Consider the following 22,049-nt stretch of genomic DNA (forward strand, 5'->3'; position numbering starts at 1 on the left):
TTAATCATATAGTATGATTATATAACTTAGTTTTAAAATATAAGCTTAAATGAAGAAATAATTTATATTTTATTTGCTTGAATTTTGCCGAGCAAGTAAGATACTCGCGGTATTAAAAATCGTTATTTAAAACAAGCTTTGATTTGAGATAATGTTTATGGCTGTATATATTTTGGAATTTACTAAGTAGTCGATTAAATTTAAAAGAAAGGACCCCGAGCAAAGGTCGCTCGGGGAATGGGGATAAAAACTATATCAACCGCCGAACTGAACGTCGTTGATAGTGATAGTTCCCTTTTCAGGATCTACGGTGTATTTTAGAGAGTCTAAGTTTACGCCCGCAAGTCTAACTATGGTGTCCTCTTGCCCTATAGAGTTTGCGACGCCTGCAGCAGTAGCCTTTTTATCATAGACTAGATACGTGTCGCCTCTCCATGAGAAAGCATACAGCCTATCATTGTGAGCGTCGTAATGTCCGTTATCGCCGCCGCCTCCGTTGATGTGTCTTACGTAGCCGCTTATCGTTTGGCCCCAAGTAGTAGCACCGTTTTGATCGCTATAGTACGTGGCACTAAATCTAAGACCGTCATCCGTAACCTGAGTGGTATCGTTCCATAGTCTATTGTGAGCTATGGCGTGATTTACTGCTTGGACTAGAGTATCTAGGCCGGCAACCGTACTTAGATCAGTAAGTTTTGAGTTTACGGTTAGTTTTACGATATTGTGCGCATCATATATAGACTTATCGCTACTGCTGATATTGTTTATATACTTATCGCTCGTGGTAGACGTCTCTATAACTACGGCTTTTCTTAGGTTTGTAACGGTAGGCGTCGTTGCGTTAGGTCCTATTTGTCCTGCTATGCCTGAGTTTTGTATTATCGCGCCGCTGCCGTGAGGATTTGCGATAGGAGTACCGGCCTTAATACCGACTGCGCCTGCAGCACCGTGGACGTCGTTGTATTCGTTAGAATATAGCACGTTGTTCACGATAGTGTGTTGGTTTTGTGCTGTGCCAGTCTCATAGAATTTACCGTCGGTATTTAAACGCCAGTTGCCGGTACCTTGCGTAGGAGCTGCCGCATGAGTACTTGAAGGAGCATAATACTCTATGGTACTACCGTCAACTTTTGTTGCGATCCAAGTTACCCATGTAACGCCCGGAGTAGGGTGAGGAGTTGTAGGGGTTGTTCCTTGAGTCCATCCAGCAGTAGATACCGTTACGCCAGTGCTCTTAGTAGTAGACAAGTCAGCCGTAATAGGAGCGGAGCCAGTCTCTACAAACGGTTTTGTATTGCCGTTTAAGAATGTTTCACTGATATACTGACCGTTAGCATCTTTACCACCCACGGAGATATTTTGGCTAGCGCCCGCTACGATAGTTTTGTTATTTGTAGCGGCACCTGTCTGCCATGCGAGGTCGCCGTATTTAGCAGTATATTCATATCTGTCACCGCCGGCGTGACCGTCTGTACCGGATTGAGCGACTACGCCTTTTTCTACGCCAGGAAGTATGGTAGGTTTAGTGTTTGTAGAGTAGTCATAACCGGTTACTTTACTGCTTGGAGGGGTTGTAGACGTATCGCGTTGTCCGTTTACGGTACTACCGGTGATATCTACAGGTTTGTTGTATACAGGAGTTACATTATGCACATCTGTAGCTAGTTTGTCATTAGCAACCTCGGTATGGAAATATCTACCGTTTGTAGCCGGGTTATTGTCGCCCGTAGTTCCAGGGTGGTTATTGTCGTAGAATTTTACCTTGATATCAGTGGCGTTTCTACTATGGAACTGCGAATTTGTATAAACCGCATCTTTGTTGTCGCCGGTAGGGTCTTTAGGATTATATCCGTGCGCAAACCAGTCGGCTAGCTTGATCTTATCGCCCGCTTCGATATTTTTGATAGTTACTATCTTGTTTACGGCAGCGTTAGTTTTAGCTCTACTTACGTCAAATAGATCCGCGCCTCTACCGCCGTCGATAACGATCTCGGTATTATTTGCTAGCGTACCTACGTGTATGACGTCGTCGCCGTCGCCTAGGTCTACGTTTAGGCGTTTGATGCCGTCAGGGTTTGCCGCTACGCCGGTGGCCATATCGTTAGCTAGCAATACGACGTCGTTACCCTGCGTGCCTTTGATATAGGATAGCTTAGTGTGTTGGTTAGCGCCTAGGTCGCTCTTTTCTCTTACTAGTTCGGTAGATGGTCTCGTTAGGCTCGTAGAGGTACCGTCGACATTTGTATGGCTCCATTTGGTGCCGCTAAATGTAGGTACGTCGTTACCGGTAACACCCGTCCTAGCACCAAAATCAGGCAGAGTTGAAGTAGCCTTAAAGTCATTCGCATGCGCAGTACCATAGTTATCTGAAAGAGGGTTTTTTAGATTTGAGTTGCCTGCATTACCGAAACCTTGATTTGCAGTACTATTGTGCCAGCTGCTATATCCTTGATTAGTAGATCCGCTATGGCTCGTCGTATCCGTAGAGAATGCAACATCAGATAAATTCAAGAAAGACGTAGAGCCTGTTTTTACGTCGCTTAGATCTATGGTTTCAAGCTTAGAGGTCGTACCCGTATTAAATTTACCGTTTACGACTAAATTTACATTTTCGCCGGTTGCCTTAAAGGTTTTTAGGTCATTAGGAGATGCAGTACCATCGTCAAATTTAACATAGACGTTAGTGTTGCCGTCGGAATTTGACTGAACGCCTTTCGCCTCTAAAGAGATAATGTCTTGGTTTGCTCTAGTGCCGCCGAAATTTGCTTTTATGGTATTCGTCGTAGCGTATGAGTTGTAGTTATTTTTGTCGCTCTTTAGACCGGTATCTATCTCTTCACTATAGTACGTAGGAGAGTTAAATACGGCTGCTTTAAATTTGATATTTTGACCAAAAAGCTCGCCTACATTATAGCTACCTGCTACCTGAGATAGGTCAATAGTATTGTTGATCGTCTTGTCGTTACCTATCTTACCTACCCCGTTAGCATGCGGGTTGGAGACAGTCGTATATTGCCCGCCGCTACTAGCTAGGCTGACGTTGCCCCTAGCATTGCCTGCGCTGATCTCTATATCTCTTGCGATGATATTGCCTATTAGGAGGTTGGTAATATTGTTCGCATTTACCCTAAACGTCCCCTCGGTAACTACGGATGCTTCCGTAGTGCTCGCGCCATATTGGAAGTTGTGCGTAACGTTGCTCCAGTTGTCAAAATGCGCTTGCATCGTATCGGTGCTAGTGGTGTTTATACCGTTAGCTATCTCCGCTTGACCTTGCATGTCGTTTAGGTTAACGTTTATGTTACCTTTTGTGAAGATACCTTTATTGGCCTTAAATGAATTTAAATGCTCAGCTTTGATACCAATAGACTGAGCGGTGTCGGTAGTGCCTGCACCCGCGCCGCTACCTTTGCCGATGACGTTATCGGTAAAGAAGACTTTGCCGGTTTTGATATTATTTGAAGCAAGACCGCTAGCGTTAATCTGCTGAATGTCATTAAACTCTCTAGTTCCGATAGCCTCGAAATTGGTATCGGTGTTGATATTAAACACTTTTAGCTTTTCAAGGAAAGTGGCGTCGACATTGCTTAGGATGTTTGACTTTGAGTTTATGGTTAGTTTATCAAAGGACGTTTGCGCCTGAGAAGGAGCTGCCGCTAGGTCATGCAACGGGATGTTTGTAAGGCTTATGCCGGTAGTGTTGGGTTGGGTGTTGCCTAGAGTGCCGGGAGAGTTGAAATTTACCGTTAGGTCTTTAGCTCTAGGAGCGATGATGCCTATGCCTTCAGCTGCATGCATTTTGTTAGTGTCTACCCAGTTACCCGCTATTTTTTGTGCATATACGTTTTTACCGATATTTACAGTTACTTTTTCGCTCTCGTCGGCGGATACGTATGCGGTTACCTTGCTTCTTAGGCCTGGAATGGTAGGGTTTATGATAGCTTCGCCCACAGGATTTCTAGGATCTATGGTGTTTTCTACATTGATGTTTTCTAGATAGCCGTTTGTAAACTGCGTAGTGCCGTAAGGACCGCTAGAAATAACAGGGTTGCCGCTCTCGTCAAGAGCCGGTTTATCCACGGTAACGCTTTTTATAGACGAATTTACTACTTTTAGATTGTCTTTAAATTTGCTTGTATATAGATGAGTGACGTCTGAGCCGGTAAAATCTGCTGTAGCGGTGCTGTTGGCTACGCCGGTATCCACTTTCTCGATGCCGACTTTTTCTACGTTTTTGATGTTAAATCTATTCTCGTTGGCTTTTAGGTGTTTTACGATCACTTCGTCGTTACCCGCTCCGCCGTCTATCTCGAAGTACGGTCTAGCATTTGCAGCGCTAACGTCCTTAAAGTCTAAATTTATGACGTCTTTGCTGCTACCGCCTTTGATGATGCTAGTAGCGCCGGAAGGAGTAGTAGCTAAAGCCTTGTAAGTATAATCAAGAGTGGCCGTAAAGGCTGATGCGTCGAATTTTTCTATGCGGTCGCTTTCGGCTTTTACCGTTAGGTCGGTGTTGCCTTTTACGGTTATATTTTTATAGTGATTTCCAGTACCTGCGCCGGATTTTATAGTTACGTTACTCTTCTCGCCCTTGGTAGAGATGTTTAGATTTTCGATATTAGGGATATTGATACCCGCATCATCGCTTCCTGTTACGCCAGTGATAGCGTATTTGTGTAAATTTACTTTATCTAGGGTTAAATTTTGAGTATCGTTAACGCCAGCGATAGTGCTTGAGTTGTAGTCTAGCTTAAAGCCGTCAGCGGCGTTGCTAGTTACGTTTTGAAGGCTGATATCCACGATATTTTGCGGATTTAGCAAATTTAAACCGTTTTGGCTATCTAGGGTCACTTTTTTAAGACCCTCTATGCCTCGCGCGTTAAAGGTCTTAGCCGTAGGCGCCGTAGAGGTTAAATTTAGGTTATCGATATGCTTGATATAGCCGGTAGTCATGCCGTTAAAGCTATCGTTTACTCTAACGTTTAGGGTATTTTCTCCGCCGCCGCCATCTATCTTATCGGTAGGTTTTAGAGTAGCGTTACTTACGACGCTGTCGGCTACGGCGTTAAATATATCCTGACCCACACTTCCTAGTATTTCGTTTGAATCCGTACTTAGGTTATGTACGGTAGAGGCTGCTAACGCGTCTATCCTAGCTTTTTGCTCATCTAGGTTGGTAGCCGTAGTGGTTTTTATAATCTCCTGAAACTCTCTGTAATCATAGTCTCCGGAGAGGTCTTGCCTGATATCGGCGATCTTTTGCGCCATATAAGCGGCTACCTCTGTTTTGTTGGCAAATACCGCCGCCGCTACCGGGTCTGCGGCTCTAGCCTCTGCAGAAGTGGCTACCTCAAATAGTTTAACTAGAGTATCTCCTCTGCTGTGACCTGCGTCTAGGTGTCTAACCCATGCATTGATACCGTCCGGGTCTCTTACATAGTCTTTACCTAGGATGTTTTTGTAGATAAGCTCTACATAGCCTCTGTTTGTGCTTATGTCTATACCTAGACTAGCATAATAAGGCGCCGTAGCCGGAGATGCCAGCATCTCGTTGGCTATCTGAGCCTGCGTTTTAGTCGCGCCTGCGGCTACCCACGCTCTAAAGCCGTCGCCTTCCGGGGCTCTGTTAAATAACGCAACGTAAAGCTGCGCTACTTGGGCTTGTGTTACTGCCATTAAGGACTCCTTTATAAAATTACTTGATGTTTTTAGTGTTCTATTTACAGAATACTGTCGCCAATTATACCATAATTTTTATAAAATGAAGGGAAGCGTTTTTTAATTTAGTTAAGCGATCGCTACAAAAAACAATAATGTTCAAGGTGTATAAATAAAATTTTTGTTTCATGTTGCGGCCGTAGCAGCGTTAAATTTACCAATAATTTTTTGGCAATGCTTAGCCTGATTTTTAGAAACTTGATGTATAGATTTGCCGCATTTAAATATTTTACGGAGCTTTTTAGCGGCTAATAAACAAAGATGTTGCTAGGCTGCCAGCTTGCTAAATTTACCATTTAAGCCGTATAAGCGCGGCAGTAAGCAAAATGCGCACCTATAGCTATCTTATGGATTTTTTAACCTATCTTGAGCCTAAAATTTAAGCCGTATATAATAAAAGACTAGAATTTTACCGTATTTGTCAGTTTTTAAAGAGCGTATCGGTTCTTAGGCCGATTTTGTTTAACATGGTTTATTTAAAAGCGAATAGTTTGGTCACGCTAGAAATCATACTAAGAAATTCTAAAATTTAGCCCTATTTAGTAGTATCAATAGCTCGCTTTTCCTTTTAAGCTAACCATAAATGAAATTACTACATAAATATGTTGTATACGTATTTTGAGGGCTTAAGGAAAGTCCATAAATTGGGGGTATATTTTAGGTGGAATGGTGTCCCCAGCGAGATTCGAACTCACGGCCTCAGAATTAGGAATTCTGCGCTCTATCCAGCTGAGCTATGAGGACATACAGGTAATAAATCAACTAAATTTAACAGCTTGTCAAATTTTATTATATAAGACACGACTCGCCCGGACTACGAGAAGTTGCTGGCAGTCGTTTAACTAAATTTAAGGCGAGGACTCGCATCCCCGCCAAATTCGGCTTAGCCGTTTCTTTTCTTGATAATCTCTTCGCTGACGTTCTTTGGAACTTCCTCATAGTGGTCAAATTCCATAGAATAAGTAGCGCGACCTTGCGTCATAGAGCGAAGGTCAGTAGAGTAACCAAACATCTGAGCTAGCGGGCAGAAAGCCGTGATGATCTTGCTTCCGTTTCGCTCATCCATAGAGTTTACTTGACCGCGACGTTTGTTTAAGTCGCCGATAACGTCACCCATATAGTCCTCAGGCGTCTCAACCTCAACCTTCATCATAGGCTCAAGGATAACCGCACCCGCTTTTCTAGCGCCCTCTTTGAAACCCATAGAAGCAGCTAGTTTAAACGCCATTTCAGACGAGTCGACTTCGTGGTAGCTACCGTCAAATAGGGTAACCTTAACGTCCTCGACCGGATAGCCGGCAAGCACGCCGCTTTGAAGCGCCTCTTTGCAGCCTTTTTCAACCGCTGGGATATACTCTTTAGGGACCACGCCACCTTTAATGTCGTTAACGAACTCAAATCCGCTAGCCGCAGGTAGCGGTTCAAGGCGTAAGAATACGTGTCCGTACTGACCGCGACCGCCTGATTGTTTAGCGTATTTATACTCTTGCTCGACTGTTTTGCGGATGGTCTCGCGGTATGCGACTTGCGGTTGACCTACTTCGGCATCGACTTTAAATTCGCGTAGCATTCTATCTACGATGATCTCAAGATGAAGCTCGCCCATACCGCTGATGATGGTTTGACCGCTCTCTTCGTCGGTACCCACTCTAAAGCTTGGGTCTTCTTGAGCTAGTTTTTGAAGCGCGATAGCCATTTTTTCTTGGTCGGCTTTAGTTTTTGGCTCGACGGCAACGCTGATAACCGGCTCAGGGAAGTCCATCTTCTCAAGGATAACCTTGTCTTTTTCGCTCGCGAGCGTATCGCCGGTTAGGGTATTTTTTAGACCTACGACCGCGCCGATCTCGCCCGCGTGAAGAACCGAAATTTCCTCGCGTTTGTTTGAGTGCATTTTTAGCAAACGACCGATTCTTTCTTTATTATCCTGAACAGTATTGTAAGCATAGCTACCACTCTCAAGGCTACCGCGATAAACACGGATAAATGTAAGCTGTCCGACAAACGGGTCGGTCATAATCTTAAACGCAAGAGCTGCAAATTCGCCGTTATCGGTGCTTTCTACCGTTACTTCGCTACCGTCTTCATAAACGCCCTTAATCGCCTCGATCTCATCCGGTGCAGGCAAATATGCTACGACCGCGTCAAGTAGGGGCTGGATGCCTTTATTTTTAAATGCCGTTCCGCAAAGCATAGGAGTTATCGTCATTCTTAAGCAACCCGCTTTGATACCTTTTTTGATCTCTTCTTCGCTTAGCTCCTCGCCTGAGAAAAATTTCTCCATCAAGCTATCATCGGTTTCAGAAACCGCTTCGATTAACTTAGTGCGGTACTCTTCTGCCTTTTCTTTTACTTCCGCCGGAATCTCTATCTCTTTATAGTCAGTCGGCTTTTTGTCGTCTTCCCAAACGTAAGCTTTCATTTTAACCAAATCGACTACGCCTCTAAAGTTATCCTCTGCGCCGATAGGAATTTGAATAGGCACCGGATTTGCTTTTAGGCGGTTTCTGATTTGAGACTCGACGTTGTAAAAATTTGCGCCGATTCTGTCCATTTTATTTACGAAAACGATTCTTGGAACGTGATATTTATTTGCTTGTCTCCAAACGGTCTCAGACTGAGGCTGTACGCCGCCGACTGAGCAGAACACCGAAACAGCACCGTCAAGAACGCGCATAGAACGCTCAACTTCGATAGTAAAGTCAACGTGGCCCGGAGTGTCGATCAAATTTATCTGGTGATCTTTCCAAAAGCAAGTGGTCGCCGCAGACGTAATCGTGATGCCGCGCTCTTTTTCTTGCTCCATCCAGTCCATAGTAGCAGCGCCATCGTGAACCTCGCCTATCTTGTGGCTCATACCCGTAAAGAACAAAATTCTTTCGCTGGTCGTAGTTTTACCGGCATCGATGTGAGCAGCGATACCGATGTTTCTAACCATATGTAAAGGGGTTTTTCTATCTGCCATACCAGCCTCCTCTTACCAGCGGTAGTGAGCAAACGCTTTGTTAGCTTCTGCCATTTTGTAGGTGTCTTCCTTCTTCTTGAAAGACGCGCCTTTTGAATTTGCAGCATCAAGTAGCTCGTTAGCTAGCTTGTCTATCATCGTTCTTTCGCTTCTTTTTCTAGCAAAACCGATGATCCAGCGGATAGCAAGGGCTTGTTGGCGAGCCGGGCGAACCTCTACCGGTACTTGGTAGGTAGCGCCGCCGACGCGACGAGATTTAACCTCCATAAGAGGCTTAATGTTTTCGATAGCATCGTTAAATACGTCTATACCTTTTGCGTCGCCGCTTTTTTTCTCGATAGCTTTGATAGCGCCGTACATGATCTCGGTAGCGACGCTTTTTTTGCCGTCGTACATAAGAGAGTTAATAAATTTAGTGATTACCTTATTGCCGTAAATTGGATCCGGCATTACTTCCCTGACGGGAGCTTTTCTTCTTCTCATTTGATTATTCCTTCAAATTTTATAAATTTTACTCAAACCTATGCCGCTAATGGCATGGTCTGTGAACCTAAATTTTTATTTCTTTTTACCTGCTGCGGCTGCCGCTTGACCAGGTTTTGGACGTTTAGCGCCGTATTTTGAGCGAGAAACCGTTCTTTTCGCAACGCCGGCTGTATCAAGAGCACCGCGTACGATATGGTATTTAACGCCCGGTAAGTCCTTAACACGACCGCCGCGCACTAGCACGATGCTGTGTTCTTGTAGGTTGTGGCCTTCACCACCGATATAGCTGATCACTTCAAATCCGCTAGTAAGCCTAACTTTGGCAACTTTTCTCAAAGCCGAGTTTGGTTTTTTAGGAGTCGTAGTATAGACCCTAGTGCAAACTCCTCTTCTTTGAGGACACTCTTTTAGCGCTGGAGATTTTGACTTAAAAGTCACTTTCTTGCGCTCTTTTCTGACCAATTGATTAATGGTTGGCACAGTAATTCCTTTCGACTAAATTTATTAAAAAGACTTGATTTTATTTAAATTTGGCTTAATATAAGGTAAATTTCATCTTTAACGCTGAATTTTATCGCGCTAGTCTTTTTTAAAAGCGTATTTTCCGCTTCCGCTAAAAATAATGCAAAGCGATAAAGCGATGTAAAGATATAAAATTTCGGCCTTAAAGCCGCCGACGTTTGTAAGCTCAAGTAAATTTCCAAGTCTGTGGTGGGCGCATATTATCGTTAGACTCGTGCCGATAACGAGCTGCTTCAATCCTTGAAAATATCCCTAAAATTATCATTATCGGCGCAACAACCTCGCCTATATAGGAGCCGTAAGCCACAATCTCAGGCAAGCCGGCTTTTGTTAAAATACTTTTTACGCCGCCTATGCCGTGTAAAATTTTCGCAAAGCCGTGCATAAAAAGGCAGACACCAAGCCCTAGTCTCGCAAACAAAATTCCCAAATCGAAATTTTTCTTTTTTACTCCAAATTTTCAAACTTAAAGGATTGATTTTATCCGGCTAGCTTTAAAACGAGGCAAATTTAAGCCCCGCCGAATTTGGCGAGGCTTGCGGGGTTAAATTTAGTTTTGTTTTAGCTTGATCTTTTGATCTTGATAAAGACCGGTTCCGACAGGAATCATGCGTCCTAAAATGACGTTTTCTTTTAGATCCTCAAGGTGGTCGATCTTAGCTGCGATCGAAGCCTCGGTTAGAACCTTAGTCGTCTCTTGGAACGATGCGGCCGAGATCACGCTATCGCTTCCGATAGCAGCGCGCGTAACGCCTAGCAAAATAGGCTCGGCGATCGCAGGATTACCGCCCATTCGCATTATGCGCTCGTTTTCTTCTTTAAATCTCGTTCGAGAAATCATATCGCCTGTGATGAAATTCGTATCGCCGCTATCTACTATCTTAACCTGACGAAGCATCTGAGAAACGATGATCTCGATGTGCTTATCGGCGATCGCAACGCCTTGGGAGCGGTAAACTTGCTGAATTTCGCTGATCAAATAATAGTGCAGTGCCTTCTCGCCCAAAATTCTCAAAACATCATGGCTTGATATTAGCCCGTCGGTTAGCTTCTCGCCGGCGTGGATAAATTCGCCGTCACGAACCTGAATTTGGCGAGTTTTATCTATCAGATACTCCGACGTAGCGCCGTCGTCGGCATGGATAACGATACGCTCTTTAGATCGAAGCGGCTTTTCGAATCTTACGGTGCCGTCGATTTCAGCGATAATAGCCGTATTTTTCGGGCGTCTGGCCTCAAACAGCTCGGAGACTCGCGGTAGACCGCCCGTGATGTCTTTTGACTTAGCCACGGCCTTAGGCGTCTTAGCTAGGATGTCAGCTTGCGCTACCGTAGCGCCGTCCGTTACGAATATCGCTGTTTTAGGCTCTAGTTGATAGCGGATCATCTTGCCCTCGTCCGTGCTGATCACGATCGTAGGCTTGATGCCGGAAGGCAGATACTCGTTTATAACCAAACGGCTCTGACCGGTCGCCTCGTCATACTGCTCGGCGGCGCTGTATCCAGGCTCTATGTCCTCGTACGATACTCTGCCCGCGGCCTCGGCGATGATCGGCGTAGAGTACGGATCCCACTCGGCTATGACGATTTTTTCTTGGTTTTCAGGCTCAGAGATAACCGCTTTGCTATCTACGGTGTCGCTATCGTTTGCTTTGATGATAGAGTTTCGCGGGATATAGTAGCGAACCGCCTCTCTATCGTCCTCGTCGGCAACCACTACAAATAGCCCTTTTTCGGTTACTACGTGACCTTTTTTGATATTTCTTAAGCGCTCTAAATAATCGCCTTTTAGGATATAAAATTTAAGCACGCCGTTTGCGCCCGCAACGACTTTCTTAGCGATCGGCTCTCCGTCTTCGACCTTTATCTCGCTAGCAAACGGGATACGGTTAGGTACATTCCAACCCTCTTTTATGACCTCGGCGATACTTTCGTTTTCTTTGACTGCGTCGCCGTTAGCATAAGGGATATAAATTTTACCCTCAACCTTACCGCTAACGCCGGCTAGCTCGTTAGGTTTCGCTAGGTCGCCTCTTCTTAGAGTGTACTTAACCTCTTCTTTTTTGCCTTTTACGATGATATTTACGTCCTCGTGAGCGATCTCGATCTCGATCTTTCCGTCAAACGGGGCTTTGATCTTAGGCTCGACGAGTAAGACGGCCGAGTTTCTGCGATTTGCCACGATTCTCTTGCCGCCGTTTTCGTAAACGTTTAGATTGTAGTACCTTATAAAGCCCTCTTTTTGCGCGACGACTTGGTAGTCTTGTTGCTCGGTCGATGCCGTACCGCCGATGTGGAAAGTTCTTAGCGTTAGCTGAGTTCCCGGCTCGCCGATAGACTGGGCCGAGATGATACCGACGGCTTCGCCCGGTTTTACCAGCTTTCCTTCGCCCAAATTTACGCCGTAGCATTTAGCGCAAACGCCTTTTGCGGCTTTGCAAGTTATCGGCGTTCTGATACTTACCGATTTTATACCTGCTTCGGTTATCGCTTTGGCTTTTTCTTCGTCTATTAGCGTGCCTTCGCTAAATAGCACTTCGTTTGCTATCGGATCGATCACGTCATCGGCTAGCACGCGGCCTAAAATTCTCTCTTCCAAACTCTCGATAAGCTCGCCGTTGTCGGTGATCTCGGTGATCTCGACGCCCTCGTGAGTACCGCAGTCGTGCATAGTGACTTTCACGTTTTGCGCGACGTCGATTAGCTTTCTGGTTAGGTATCCGGCATTCGCCGTTTTTAGCGCGGTATCTGCTAGACCTTTTCTGGCACCGTGGGTTGAGTTAAAGTACTCAAGAACGTTTAGACCTTCGCGGAAGTTTGATATAATCGGCGTCTCGATGATTGAGCCGTCAGGCTTCGCCATAAGACCGCGCATACCGGCTAGCTGACGAATTTGCGCCGCAGAGCCTCTCGCGCCGCTGTCGGCCATCATATAAATCGAGTTAAATCCGCCCTTATCTCCCTGGATGAGCTTCATCATCTCGCCCGCGACGACGTTGTTCGTATCCGTCCAGATGTCGATGATTTTATTGTATCTCTCTGAGTCCGTTAGTAAGCCCGCGCCGTATTGATTTTGTATCTCGCGGACCTTTTTCTTGGCTTCGTTGATATATTTTTGTTTGCTGTCAGGCACGATGATATCTGCGATAGAGATCGAGATACCGGCCTTGGTCGCATAACGGAAGCCCAAATTTTTAAGCTTATCCAAAAATCCCGCCGTTACCTCAAGGCCGCCGTTTTTATAGACGTAATCAACCAAATTTGCGATATCTTTTTTCTTCATAACCCTGTTCCACATATTTTCAGGAACGAAATCAGGCAGAATCGAGCGGATGATAAGGCGGCCGGCAGTCGTAAATAGAGTCTTGCCGCCAATCATCGTTTTAATTTTCGAGTGTACCTCTAGGCAGTGCGCTTCCTCGGCGATCATTACTTCGTCTACCGATGCGAAAATTTTATTTGCGCCCTTGCTGTCGGTCTTTTCTAGGCTTAGATAGTAAATTCCCAAAACCATGTCCTGGCTAGGAACGGTGATAGCCTTGCCGCTTGCAGGAAGCAAGATATTCATCGAGCTAAGCATCAAAATTTTGCACTCTGCGATAGCTTCCTGAGATAGCGGCACGTGAACAGCCATCTGGTCACCGTCGAAGTCCGCGTTAAATGCGGCGCAAACTAACGGATGTAGCTGGATAGCCTTACCCTCGACGAGCACCGGGTGAAACGCCTGGATAGATAATTTGTGAAGCGTCGGAGCGCGGTTTAGCATGACCGGATGATCTTTAACGACCTCCTCCAGGCACTCCCAAACCTCGTTAGTCTTATCCTCTATCATCTTTTTAGCTTGTTTTACGGTCGTGGCGTAGCCCTTCTCCTCAAGGCGAGCTAGCAAATGCGGCTTAAACAGCTCAAGGGCCATTCTTTTCGGTAGTCCGCACTGATCCATACGTAGTTTTGGTCCGACGACGATAACCGAACGACCGGAGAAGTCGACGCGCTTACCGAGCAAATTTTGGCGGAAGCGACCTTGCTTACCTTTAATGATCTCAGAAAGCGATTTTAGAGGGCGTTTGTTTGCGCCTTTTACGGCATTTGCGCGTCGTCCGTTGTCAAATAACGCATCGACGGACTCCTGAAGCATACGCTTTTCGTTTCTGATAATAATCTCAGGCGCGTCAAGCTCCATAAGGCGTTTTAAACGCGCGTTTCTGTTTATAACGCGGCGATACAAATCATTTACGTCGGAAACCGCAAATTTACCGCCGTCAAGGCTGACAAGCGGGCGAAGATCCGGCGGAAGGACCGGTAAATTCGTAATCATCATCCACTCAGGACGGTTACCGGAATTTAAAAAGCTCTCGACGACTTTTAGTCTTTTTACTATGGTTTTTTTCTTGGCTTCCGAATTTGTCGCACTGATCTCATCTTTTAGGGTATTTAAAAGCTCGACCAAATCGATATTTGCTAGTAAATCGCGGATAACTTCGCCGCCCATCCTAGCTCTAAATCCGCTCTCTTCAAAGCGAGAAGCTAAAGAGACATACTGTTCTTCGTTTAAAACGTCGAAAATTTCTACTTTTTTGCTATTTTCGGTATCGTAAAATGCGTCGCCCACGCTCTCGACGATATACGCCTCATAATAAAGCACGCGCTCAAGGTCTTTCATTTTTATACCAAGCAGCGTTCCTATGCGGCTTGGGAGCGAATTTACGTACCAGATATGCGCTACAGGAGTTACGAGCTCGATGTGGCCCATTCTAGAGCGGCGCACCTTTGAGCTGGTTACCTCGACGCCGCATTTTTCGCACTTGATGCCTTTGTAACGCATTTTTTTATACTTACCGCAAAGGCACTCGTAGTCGCGAATCGGACCGAAAATTTTAGCGCAAAATAGACCGTCGCGCTCAGGTTTTAGCGTGCGGTAGTTTATGGTTTCGGGTTTTTTAACCTCACCGTGGCTCCATGACTTTATCCTCTCGGGGCTAGCCAAACGAAGCTGAAACGCTTCAAAATCGCGCGGTCTGCGTTCTTCTTTTATCTCAATAGGTTTTAACTCACTCATTATTTTCATCCTCATCGTATATCTCGACATCAAGCGCCAATGATTTTAGCTCGTTTGTTAGAACGAAAAATGTCTCAGGAATGCCGGTTTCAGGCACATTTTCGCCTCTTGTTAGGGCTTTATACGCAGACAAGCGTCCTTCGACGTCGTCTGATTTGACCGTTAGCATCTCGCGAAGCGTATGAGCCGCACCGTATGCCTCAAGCGCCCAAACCTCCATCTCTCCAAATCTTTGTCCGCCAAATAGCGCCTTACCGCCGACTGGCTGCTGAGTAACAAGGCTGTATGGACCCGTGCTTCTAGCGTGGACTTTTTCGTCGACTAGGTGGTGAAGCTTTAGCATATACATGCATCCGACGTTTACGCGCTCTTTGATTTTTGAACCCGTGCGTCCGTCGTAAAGCTCGGTCTTGCCGTCCATATCGATCTTAGCTAGTTCAAATAGTTTCATCAGCTCATCGACCCTAACGCCCTCAAATATAGGCGTGGCAAATTTGACACCGTTAGCCCAGTCTCTAGCGTAGTCTAAAAGCAACTCGTCGCTCATTTTACCTAGAGTCTTTTTGGCATCCATAAATTTAGACGCTGAAGCTATTTCTATCATCTTGGCTCGCAGTTCTTTTACCCACTCGCCTTTTTTCTCTTGGAAAATTTGATTTATCTGCTCGCCCAAGCGGTAGCCAACAAGTCCCAAGTGGCTTTCTAAAATTTGACCGATATTCATACGGCTAGGAACGCCCAGCGGATTTAACACGATATCGACTGGCTGACCGCTCGGAAGATACGGCATATCGACCTCTGGGACGATATTTGAGACGATACCTTTGTTTCCGTGGCGGCCCGCCATCTTATCGCCCACTTTTAGCTTGCGCTTGGTCGCGATATAGACTTTAACGAGCTTAACTACGCCGCTTGGCAAGATATCGTCTTTTTCCAAAATTTCCATCTTTGCGTCATGCTCTTCTTTGAGCTTTTTCTTCTCGTTTTGGAAATGATTTTTTATGTCGTCGTATGATTTTTGCACGTCTTTTGAAAAGCCCTTAACGATCGCGCTTAGAGTAAAGCGGTTGATGTTTTCAAACTCCTCTTTATCAATCTTCTCGCCCTTTTTATAGGTTTTTTTACCGATAGTTTGAGCCGAGCTCAAAGGCGTTTTGCAAAGCAGAGCGCCCACTTTTAGCATCTCTTCGCGGTCTAGCATCAAGAGTCTATCGTGGTGTTCTTTTTCAAAAGCCGCTTTTTCTTCTTCATAAACTTTATTTGAGCGATTATCTTTTTCGTGACCTTTTTTAGTAAAAATTTTCACGTCTACGACGACGCCTTCCATAGAAGCCGTCGCGTAAAGGGACTTATTTACCACGTGACCGGCTTTTTCTCCGAAAATCGCGCGAAGCAAGCGTTCCTCAGGCGTTGGCTTAACCTCGCCTTTTGGTGAAACCTTGCCGACTAGGATCATGCCGGGTTTTACCTGCGTGCCGATTTTTATTATACCGCTATCATCTAGGTGAAGCAGATCTTCTTCTTTGATATTTGGGATATCTTTAGTAATCTCCTCAACGCCGTCTTTTAGCTCGCGCGCCTCGATCTCTTTTTCGTAAATATGCACGCTCGTAAACGCATCCTCTCGGATCATTTTTTCGCTGATTACGATCGCGTCCTCGTAGTTATATCCGTTCCACGGCATGAAAGCTATAAGGGCGTTTTTACCGATAGCCAGCTCACCGCGCTCCATAGACGGACCGTCGGCGATGATCTGCCCGGCCGCTACGCTTTCGCCTTTTTTAACGATAGGGTGTTGGGAGAATGTCGTATTTTGGTTGGTTCTTAAATTTTTCTCCATAGAATAGTGATCGATATATGGACCCGCCTCGTCTTCGCCGAGGATAAAGATATTCTTATTGTCCACCTTTTCAACTATGCCAGCGCGTCTAGCCTTGATAGCTTCCCATGCGTCACGAGCCACGGTACTCTCCATGCCCGTACCTACGATAGGAGCGGATGAGCGAAGTAGCGGTACCGCTTGGCGTTGCATGTTTGATCCCATTAGGGCGCGGTTGGCGTCGTCGTGCTCCAAAAACGGAATAAGCGATGCCGCAACGCCGGCTATCATGCCAGAACAAAGGTCGATAAGCTTAACGTCCTCGCGTTTAGCTAGTATCATCTCGCCGTCTTGTCTAGCTTCGATCAAATCCTCTACTATATAGCCGCTTTCATCAAGCGTAGTAGATGCCGGAGCGATAACCAAATTTTCCTCCTGGGTCGCTGTTAGATAAACGATCTCATCAGTTACCTTACCATCTACGACCTTTTTATACGGCGCTTCGACGAAACCTAGATTATTTACCTTTGCGTAAGTCGAAAGGGTGTTGATAAGACCGATGTTTTGACCCTCAGGAGTCTCTACCGGACAAATTCTGCCGTAGTGAGTCGGGTGAACGTCGCGCACCTCAAAGCCGGCTCTATCTTTTACGAGACCGCCTTCGCCAAGTGCTGAAAGTCTGCGTTTATGCGTAACTTCGCTAAGCGGGTTGGTTTGGTCCATGAATTGGCTCAGCTGGCCGCCGGTGAAAAATTCCATTATCGTCGTGGTTATCATTTTTGGATTAACCAAATCGTAAGGCATAATTTCTTCGATGTTGCTTAGCGTCGTAAATTTATCCCTGATGGCTTTTTGCATTTTTACAAAGCCCAGATGAAGCTCGTTTGCCAAAAGCTCTCCGATAGAACGAATACGGCGGTTGCCTAGGTGGTCGCGGTCATCGATATGCCCTTGTCCGTTTTTGACCTTTATCAAATATTTTGCCGTTTTTATAATGTCTTCATTGGTCAAAACCGTTACGTACTCAGGCACTTCAAGCGCTAGCTTGTGGTTCATTTTCATACGACCCACACCCGTCAAGTCGTATCTTTCAGGATTAAAGAACAGATCATTTACGAAAGCGCGAGCGGCATCTTTAACTACCGGCTCGCCCGGGCGCATGACTTTATAAATTCTAATTGCGGCAAGGTCGTTTTCGTCATCGACGTTTTCGGTTTGGCGTAGCAGTTTTAGCGTCTCGTTATCGGCGATAAACGAATTTATAATCGCATCATCAACGCCTGCAGCTAAGTCGTTTGCTATCTCGATGCTCTCTTGATCGGCTAAAATTTTAACCAATTTATTTTCGTCAAGCTGCGCAAGAGTATCGTAAAGCACCTCGCCGCTATTTTTGTCGATAACCGGGTGAGCCAAAAATCTATTTACCAATATTTCAGTAGGATACTCGACAAATTTGACACCGTCGGCAATAATCTTGTCGGCCTTTTTCTTGGTTAGTCTTTTGCCAGCCTCGTGTAAAACGTTGCCCTCTTCGTCTTTGATATCGTATTCGACCCTGCCTTGATAGTCGTCAGGATTAAATGGGGTCAAAAATTTATTATTTTTTATCGTTAAAGTTTGAATCGGATAAAATAGTTTAATGATATCTTGCTTTTTATATCCAAGCGCTCTAAATAATATGGTTACCGGCACTTTTCTACGCTTATTTATGCGAACATATAGTACGTCTTTAGTATCATACTCGAAATATAGCCAACTACCGCGATCCGGGATAATCTGGGCGGTATAAATTAGCTTGTTTACGACAGTCGGACTTTCTTCTTCTTTAAAAATAACGCCCGGGCTTCTGTGAAGTTGATTAACCACGACGCGTTCGACGCCGTTAATAATAAATGAAATTCTATCCGTCATTAAAGGAATTTCGCGAACGAAAATTTCTTGCTCTTTTATATCTTTTATACCGATCTTCTCGCCTGTTTTTTCATCTCTCTCATGAACGATCAGCCTTACTTTCATTTTTAAGTTTACAGAATAAGTAAGCCCTCGCTCCATGCACTCTCTGATCGTATATTTTGGTTTTCCGATTTCAGAGCTCACGTATTCCAGGCTTAAGCGGTTTTGAGGATCATGTATAGGAAATATCGATTTGAAAACTTTTTCTATACCGCTTTCGCCTTGATTTTTATCTACGTTTAAAAACTGGTCAAAACTCTTTTTTTGTAATTGTAGCAGGTTAGGAACATCGATCTCTTTGGCGACATTTGAAAAATCAACCCTAAGACGATTTCCTGAGTATAAACTATTTAGCATATTCTACCTCATTGGTATAAGTTTGAAAGAAAGTAAATAACCGCACGTCTGCGGCATCTTTATAAAAATTAAATAAGGAGGCGTTGCCTCCTCTGTAAAAATAAGTGAAATTATTTAAGTTCGACTTTAGCGCCGGCTTCCTCAAGCTCTTTTTTAGCTGCTTCAGCCTCATCCTTGCTAATGCCTTCTTTAATAACGGAAGGAGTTTGCTCGACTGCATCTTTAGCCTCTTTAAGACCAAGGCCGGTAAGAGCGCGAACGACTTTAATAACGTTGATTTTCTTGTCGCCGCCGTCAACTAGAACAACGTTAAATTCTGTTTTCTCCTCAGCTGCATCTGCTGCGCCGCCTGCTGCTGCGCCGCCTGCTACCATTACCGGAGCAGCGCTTACGCCGAATTTCTCTTCAAATTCTTTTACTAATTCGCTTAGCTCTAATACTGAAAGATTAGAGATAAATTCTAATACGTCCTCTTTAGTAATTGCCATTTCTTATCCTTTTATGCTGATTTTTCTTTTTTCTCTTTAAGCGCATTTAGTCCAATAGTGAAATTTTGGATAGGCGCATTCCAAACTTGCAAAAGCATCGCAAGCAACTCATCACGGCTAGGCATCTTAGATAGAGCCTTGACTTTCTCGACGCTTGCAACTTCGCCATCAATATGAGCGGTCTTGATTTTGAATAGTTCGCTATTTGTTTCTTCAAATTTAGCCGCAACTTTAGTAGCTGAAAGCTGATCGCCCCAGATAAAGATATTGGTATCTTTCAAAATCATACCGGATTTTCCGATATTATTAAGAGCAATATTTGCAAGAGTGTTTTTTACGATTTGAACTTTTACGTTTAAAACTCTAGCCGCATCTCTCAAGGCCTCTAGCTTTTTAGTGCTAAGACCACGATAATCGCAAACTATAATTGCTTCATTTTCTTTAAATTCCGCTTCAAGTTTACTGATTATTTCAGATTTTTCATTTCTCGTCATCTAGTTTTTCTCCTTTCCGACTAGCGATTTCAAGCAGAGCAGCATAAAAGCGCGATTAAGCAAAAGCCTCTGCTATCTCCAATCTAAGATAAAAATTTATTAGCTAAAAATTAGCGTAGATCCATAAGCTCTTGAGTCTCGAGTAGAACAGAAGGGCTCATAGTTAACGATAAAGCAGCACTCTTAATGTATCTACCTTTTGCTGCTGCAGGTTTTTGTCTATTTACCGCTTTAATAAGGGTTGAAATATTGTCGTTTAGTTGCTCTTTTGAAAAGCTAACTTTACCGAGACCGGCATGTATGTTTCCTTGCTTATCTACGCGGAAATTAACTTGACCGCTTTTTGCATTATTAACCGCTTGGGCTACATCCATAGTAACAGTGCCCGTTTTTGGGTTTGGCATAAGACCTTTTGGTCCCAAAATTCGTCCTACTTTACCGACTAGTCCCATTAAATTTGGAGTAGCAATAAGAACATCAAAATTCATAATTCCCTTTTGGATATCTTCAACAAGTTCATCGCTACCGACTATATCGGCGCCGGCAGCTTTTGCTTCGTCAGCTTTTGCATCTTTTGCTATAACAGCTACGCGAACGGTTTTGCCGGTTCCTGCAGGAAGTACAACCGAGCCTCTAACCATTTGATCTGCGTGTCTTGGGTCAACATTAAGTTTCAAAGCAATTTCAACGGTTTCGTCAAATTTTGCACTTTTTAGTTGTTTTATGGTATCAATAGCCTCAGCTAAAGAATAATTTTTAGTAGCATCAACTTTTTCAAGCAGCTTACTAAATCTTTTTGTAGTTTTTTTTGACATTTATTTCTCCGCATTTATAATTTTTATGCTTCCACATTGCTAAATTTAAAATACACGCGCTAAATATAGATATTAACGCGTGCCATAAATTTAACTTTAATAAAAATCCTTATGTGGTAAAAGGATTAATCTACTACCGTAATACCTATTGAACGAGCTGAACCAGCAATAATTTTAGCTGCTTGCTCTCTATCTTTAGTATTTAAGTCGGCAATTTTTTTCTCAACAATTTCAAGTACCTGAGCTTTTGTAAGCTTAGCCACTTTATTTTTTAACGGATTATCCGAACCTTTTTCTATACCTGCGGCTTTTTTAATCAGATCCGTAGCAGGCGGCTGTTTTGTGATAAAAGTAAAACTTTTGTCTGCATATACTGTAATAACGACCGGTACTCTAAATCCGGCCATATCCTTAGTTCTTTCATTAAAAGCTTTGCAAAATTCCATAATATTTACACCCTGCTGACCAAGAGCCGGACCTACCGGAGGACTCGGATTTGCTTTTGCAGCAGCAATATGTAATTTAATTTCGCCTACAACCTTTTTAGCCATAAACCTCTCCTTATACTATCTTCTCAACTTGTGAATATAAAATTTCAACTGGAGTACTTCTACCAAATATTGAAACATTTAACTTTAACTTGCCGTGTATCATATCGTACTCTTCTACTATTCCGGTAAAATTTGCGAAAGGTCCTTCGGTAATACGAACGTTTTCTCCATTATCAAAGAAAATCTTTGGCTTAGGAGCAGCACGTTTTTGAACCTTTTCCAAAATTAAATTAATGTCTTTTTCGCTCAAAGGCGTAGGCTTTTTAGCCTCACCTATAAATCTACCTACTTTAGGAAGAGATTGTATCTTATGCCAAAGAGCAGTATCTAAATCAAGATATGCAAAAGCATATCCAGGATAAAGACTTCTCTCATTTATTTTTTTCTTACCATTTTTTATTTCTATTACGTCTTCAGTAGGAACTATAATTTCTTTTAATTGTTCTTCAATGTGATTATCTCTAACCAAATTTTCAATAGCTCTTTTTACACTCATTTCACTGCCGGCATAAGTTTGAATTGCATACCATTTATGTGCCATACATTCAACCTTAAATAAGCTTTGAAACAGAAAAAGACATAATGACGTCAACAAGAGCTAAAAAAAGTGAGACAATAGCTACTACAGCAAAAACCGTTATAAAAGCATTCCTGATTTGCTCTTTGAGTGGAAAAATTACCTTTTCAATCTCCGCACGAGAAAGCTTAATATAACTTATTATTTTTTCCATTTTCAACCTTTTGATGGCAGGGCAAGAGGGATTCGAACCCCCAACCATTGGATTTGGAATCCAGCGCTCTACCGTTGGAGCTATTGCCCTAAAA

At 44.0% G+C, this 22,049-nt stretch carries 12 protein-coding genes, 2 tRNA genes and 1 pseudogene; all 15 read right to left on the minus strand.

The window, feature by feature from the left end; genetic code table 11:
* Nucleotides 1–255: 255 nt before the first annotated feature.
* Complete coding sequence (locus QZ157_RS05170; protein WP_295142729.1) at nucleotides 256–5,676, minus strand: surface layer protein SapB11; 5,421 nt, start codon at nucleotides 5,674–5,676, stop codon at nucleotides 256–258.
* A gap of 709 nt (nucleotides 5,677–6,385) precedes the next feature.
* A tRNA-Arg gene (locus QZ157_RS05175) sits at nucleotides 6,386–6,462 on the minus strand.
* 139 nt (nucleotides 6,463–6,601) lie between these two features.
* Nucleotides 6,602–8,680: an elongation factor G gene (fusA, locus tag QZ157_RS05180; protein WP_295142732.1), complete on the minus strand. Its 2,079-nt coding sequence runs from the start codon at nucleotides 8,678–8,680 to the stop codon at nucleotides 6,602–6,604.
* A 12-nt stretch (nucleotides 8,681–8,692) separates the two neighbouring features.
* Nucleotides 8,693–9,163, minus strand: coding sequence for a 30S ribosomal protein S7 (rpsG, locus tag QZ157_RS05185; protein ID WP_295142735.1), 471 nt, complete (start codon nucleotides 9,161–9,163; stop codon nucleotides 8,693–8,695).
* Nucleotides 9,164–9,238: 75 nt separating this feature from the next.
* The gene (gene rpsL, locus QZ157_RS05190) at nucleotides 9,239–9,646 is read right to left on the minus strand and encodes a 30S ribosomal protein S12 (protein ID WP_004322129.1); all 408 of its coding nucleotides are present in this window, start codon (nucleotides 9,644–9,646) and stop codon (nucleotides 9,239–9,241) included.
* Nucleotides 9,647–9,745: 99 nt separating this feature from the next.
* Nucleotides 9,746–10,073: pseudogene (locus tag QZ157_RS05195) on the minus strand (DoxX family protein).
* A 165-nt stretch (nucleotides 10,074–10,238) separates the two neighbouring features.
* The gene (rpoC, locus tag QZ157_RS05200) at nucleotides 10,239–14,747 is read right to left on the minus strand and encodes a DNA-directed RNA polymerase subunit beta' (RefSeq protein ID WP_295142740.1); all 4,509 of its coding nucleotides are present in this window, start codon (nucleotides 14,745–14,747) and stop codon (nucleotides 10,239–10,241) included.
* Nucleotides 14,740–18,876 (minus strand): DNA-directed RNA polymerase subunit beta, encoded by a 4,137-nt coding sequence (gene rpoB, locus QZ157_RS05205; RefSeq protein ID WP_295142743.1) that lies wholly within the window; start codon nucleotides 18,874–18,876, stop codon nucleotides 14,740–14,742. Before rpoB ends, rpoC begins: the two co-directional genes overlap by 8 nt.
* A 110-nt stretch (nucleotides 18,877–18,986) precedes the next feature.
* Complete coding sequence (rplL, locus tag QZ157_RS05210) at nucleotides 18,987–19,364, minus strand: 50S ribosomal protein L7/L12 (RefSeq protein WP_295142746.1); 378 nt, start codon at nucleotides 19,362–19,364, stop codon at nucleotides 18,987–18,989.
* Nucleotides 19,365–19,375: 11 nt separating this feature from the next.
* Nucleotides 19,376–19,858 carry a 50S ribosomal protein L10 gene (rplJ, locus tag QZ157_RS05215; protein ID WP_295142749.1) on the minus strand — a complete coding sequence of 161 codons (483 nt, stop codon included), beginning with the start codon at nucleotides 19,856–19,858 and terminating at the stop codon, nucleotides 19,376–19,378.
* A 110-nt stretch (nucleotides 19,859–19,968) separates the two neighbouring features.
* A complete protein-coding gene (gene rplA, locus QZ157_RS05220; protein ID WP_295142751.1) occupies nucleotides 19,969–20,673 on the minus strand; it encodes a 50S ribosomal protein L1 in 705 nt (234 codons plus the stop codon).
* Nucleotides 20,674–20,798: 125 nt separating this feature from the next.
* On the minus strand, nucleotides 20,799–21,224 hold the full coding sequence (rplK, locus tag QZ157_RS05225) for a 50S ribosomal protein L11 (RefSeq protein WP_295142754.1): 426 nt from the start codon (nucleotides 21,222–21,224) through the stop codon (nucleotides 20,799–20,801).
* Between the two features lie 10 nt (nucleotides 21,225–21,234).
* The gene (gene nusG / locus QZ157_RS05230; protein ID WP_295142756.1) at nucleotides 21,235–21,765 is read right to left on the minus strand and encodes a transcription termination/antitermination protein NusG; all 531 of its coding nucleotides are present in this window, start codon (nucleotides 21,763–21,765) and stop codon (nucleotides 21,235–21,237) included.
* 10 nt (nucleotides 21,766–21,775) lie between these two features.
* Entirely contained in the window at nucleotides 21,776–21,955 is a 180-nt protein-coding gene (gene secE, locus QZ157_RS05235) for a preprotein translocase subunit SecE (protein ID WP_295142758.1), read from the minus strand.
* A gap of 14 nt (nucleotides 21,956–21,969) precedes the next feature.
* Nucleotides 21,970–22,045, minus strand: a tRNA-Trp gene (locus QZ157_RS05240).
* Nucleotides 22,046–22,049 lie beyond the last annotated feature (4 nt).

It is taken from the genome of uncultured Campylobacter sp., assembly GCF_905372745.1.
Lineage (GTDB): Bacteria > Campylobacterota > Campylobacteria > Campylobacterales > Campylobacteraceae > Campylobacter_A.

Excerpts from the sequence above, each read along its gene's own strand:
- QZ157_RS05170 (WP_295142729.1), bottom strand. The coding sequence starts at position 5,676 with ATGGCAGTAACACAAGCCCAAGTAGCGCAGCTTTACGTTGCGTTATTT.
- fusA (WP_295142732.1), bottom strand. The coding sequence starts at position 8,680 with ATGGCAGATAGAAAAACCCCTTTACATATGGTTAGAAACATCGGTATC.
- rpsG (WP_295142735.1), bottom strand. The coding sequence starts at position 9,163 with ATGAGAAGAAGAAAAGCTCCCGTCAGGGAAGTAATGCCGGATCCAATT.
- rpoC (WP_295142740.1), bottom strand. The coding sequence starts at position 14,747 with ATGAGTGAGTTAAAACCTATTGAGATAAAAGAAGAACGCAGACCGCGC.
- rpoB (WP_295142743.1), bottom strand. The coding sequence starts at position 18,876 with ATGCTAAATAGTTTATACTCAGGAAATCGTCTTAGGGTTGATTTTTCA.
- rplL (WP_295142746.1), bottom strand. The coding sequence starts at position 19,364 with ATGGCAATTACTAAAGAGGACGTATTAGAATTTATCTCTAATCTTTCA.
- rplJ (WP_295142749.1), bottom strand. The coding sequence starts at position 19,858 with ATGACGAGAAATGAAAAATCTGAAATAATCAGTAAACTTGAAGCGGAA.
- rplA (WP_295142751.1), bottom strand. The coding sequence starts at position 20,673 with ATGTCAAAAAAAACTACAAAAAGATTTAGTAAGCTGCTTGAAAAAGTT.
- rplK (WP_295142754.1), bottom strand. The coding sequence starts at position 21,224 with ATGGCTAAAAAGGTTGTAGGCGAAATTAAATTACATATTGCTGCTGCA.
- nusG (WP_295142756.1), bottom strand. The coding sequence starts at position 21,765 with ATGGCACATAAATGGTATGCAATTCAAACTTATGCCGGCAGTGAAATG.
- secE (WP_295142758.1), bottom strand. The coding sequence starts at position 21,955 with ATGGAAAAAATAATAAGTTATATTAAGCTTTCTCGTGCGGAGATTGAA.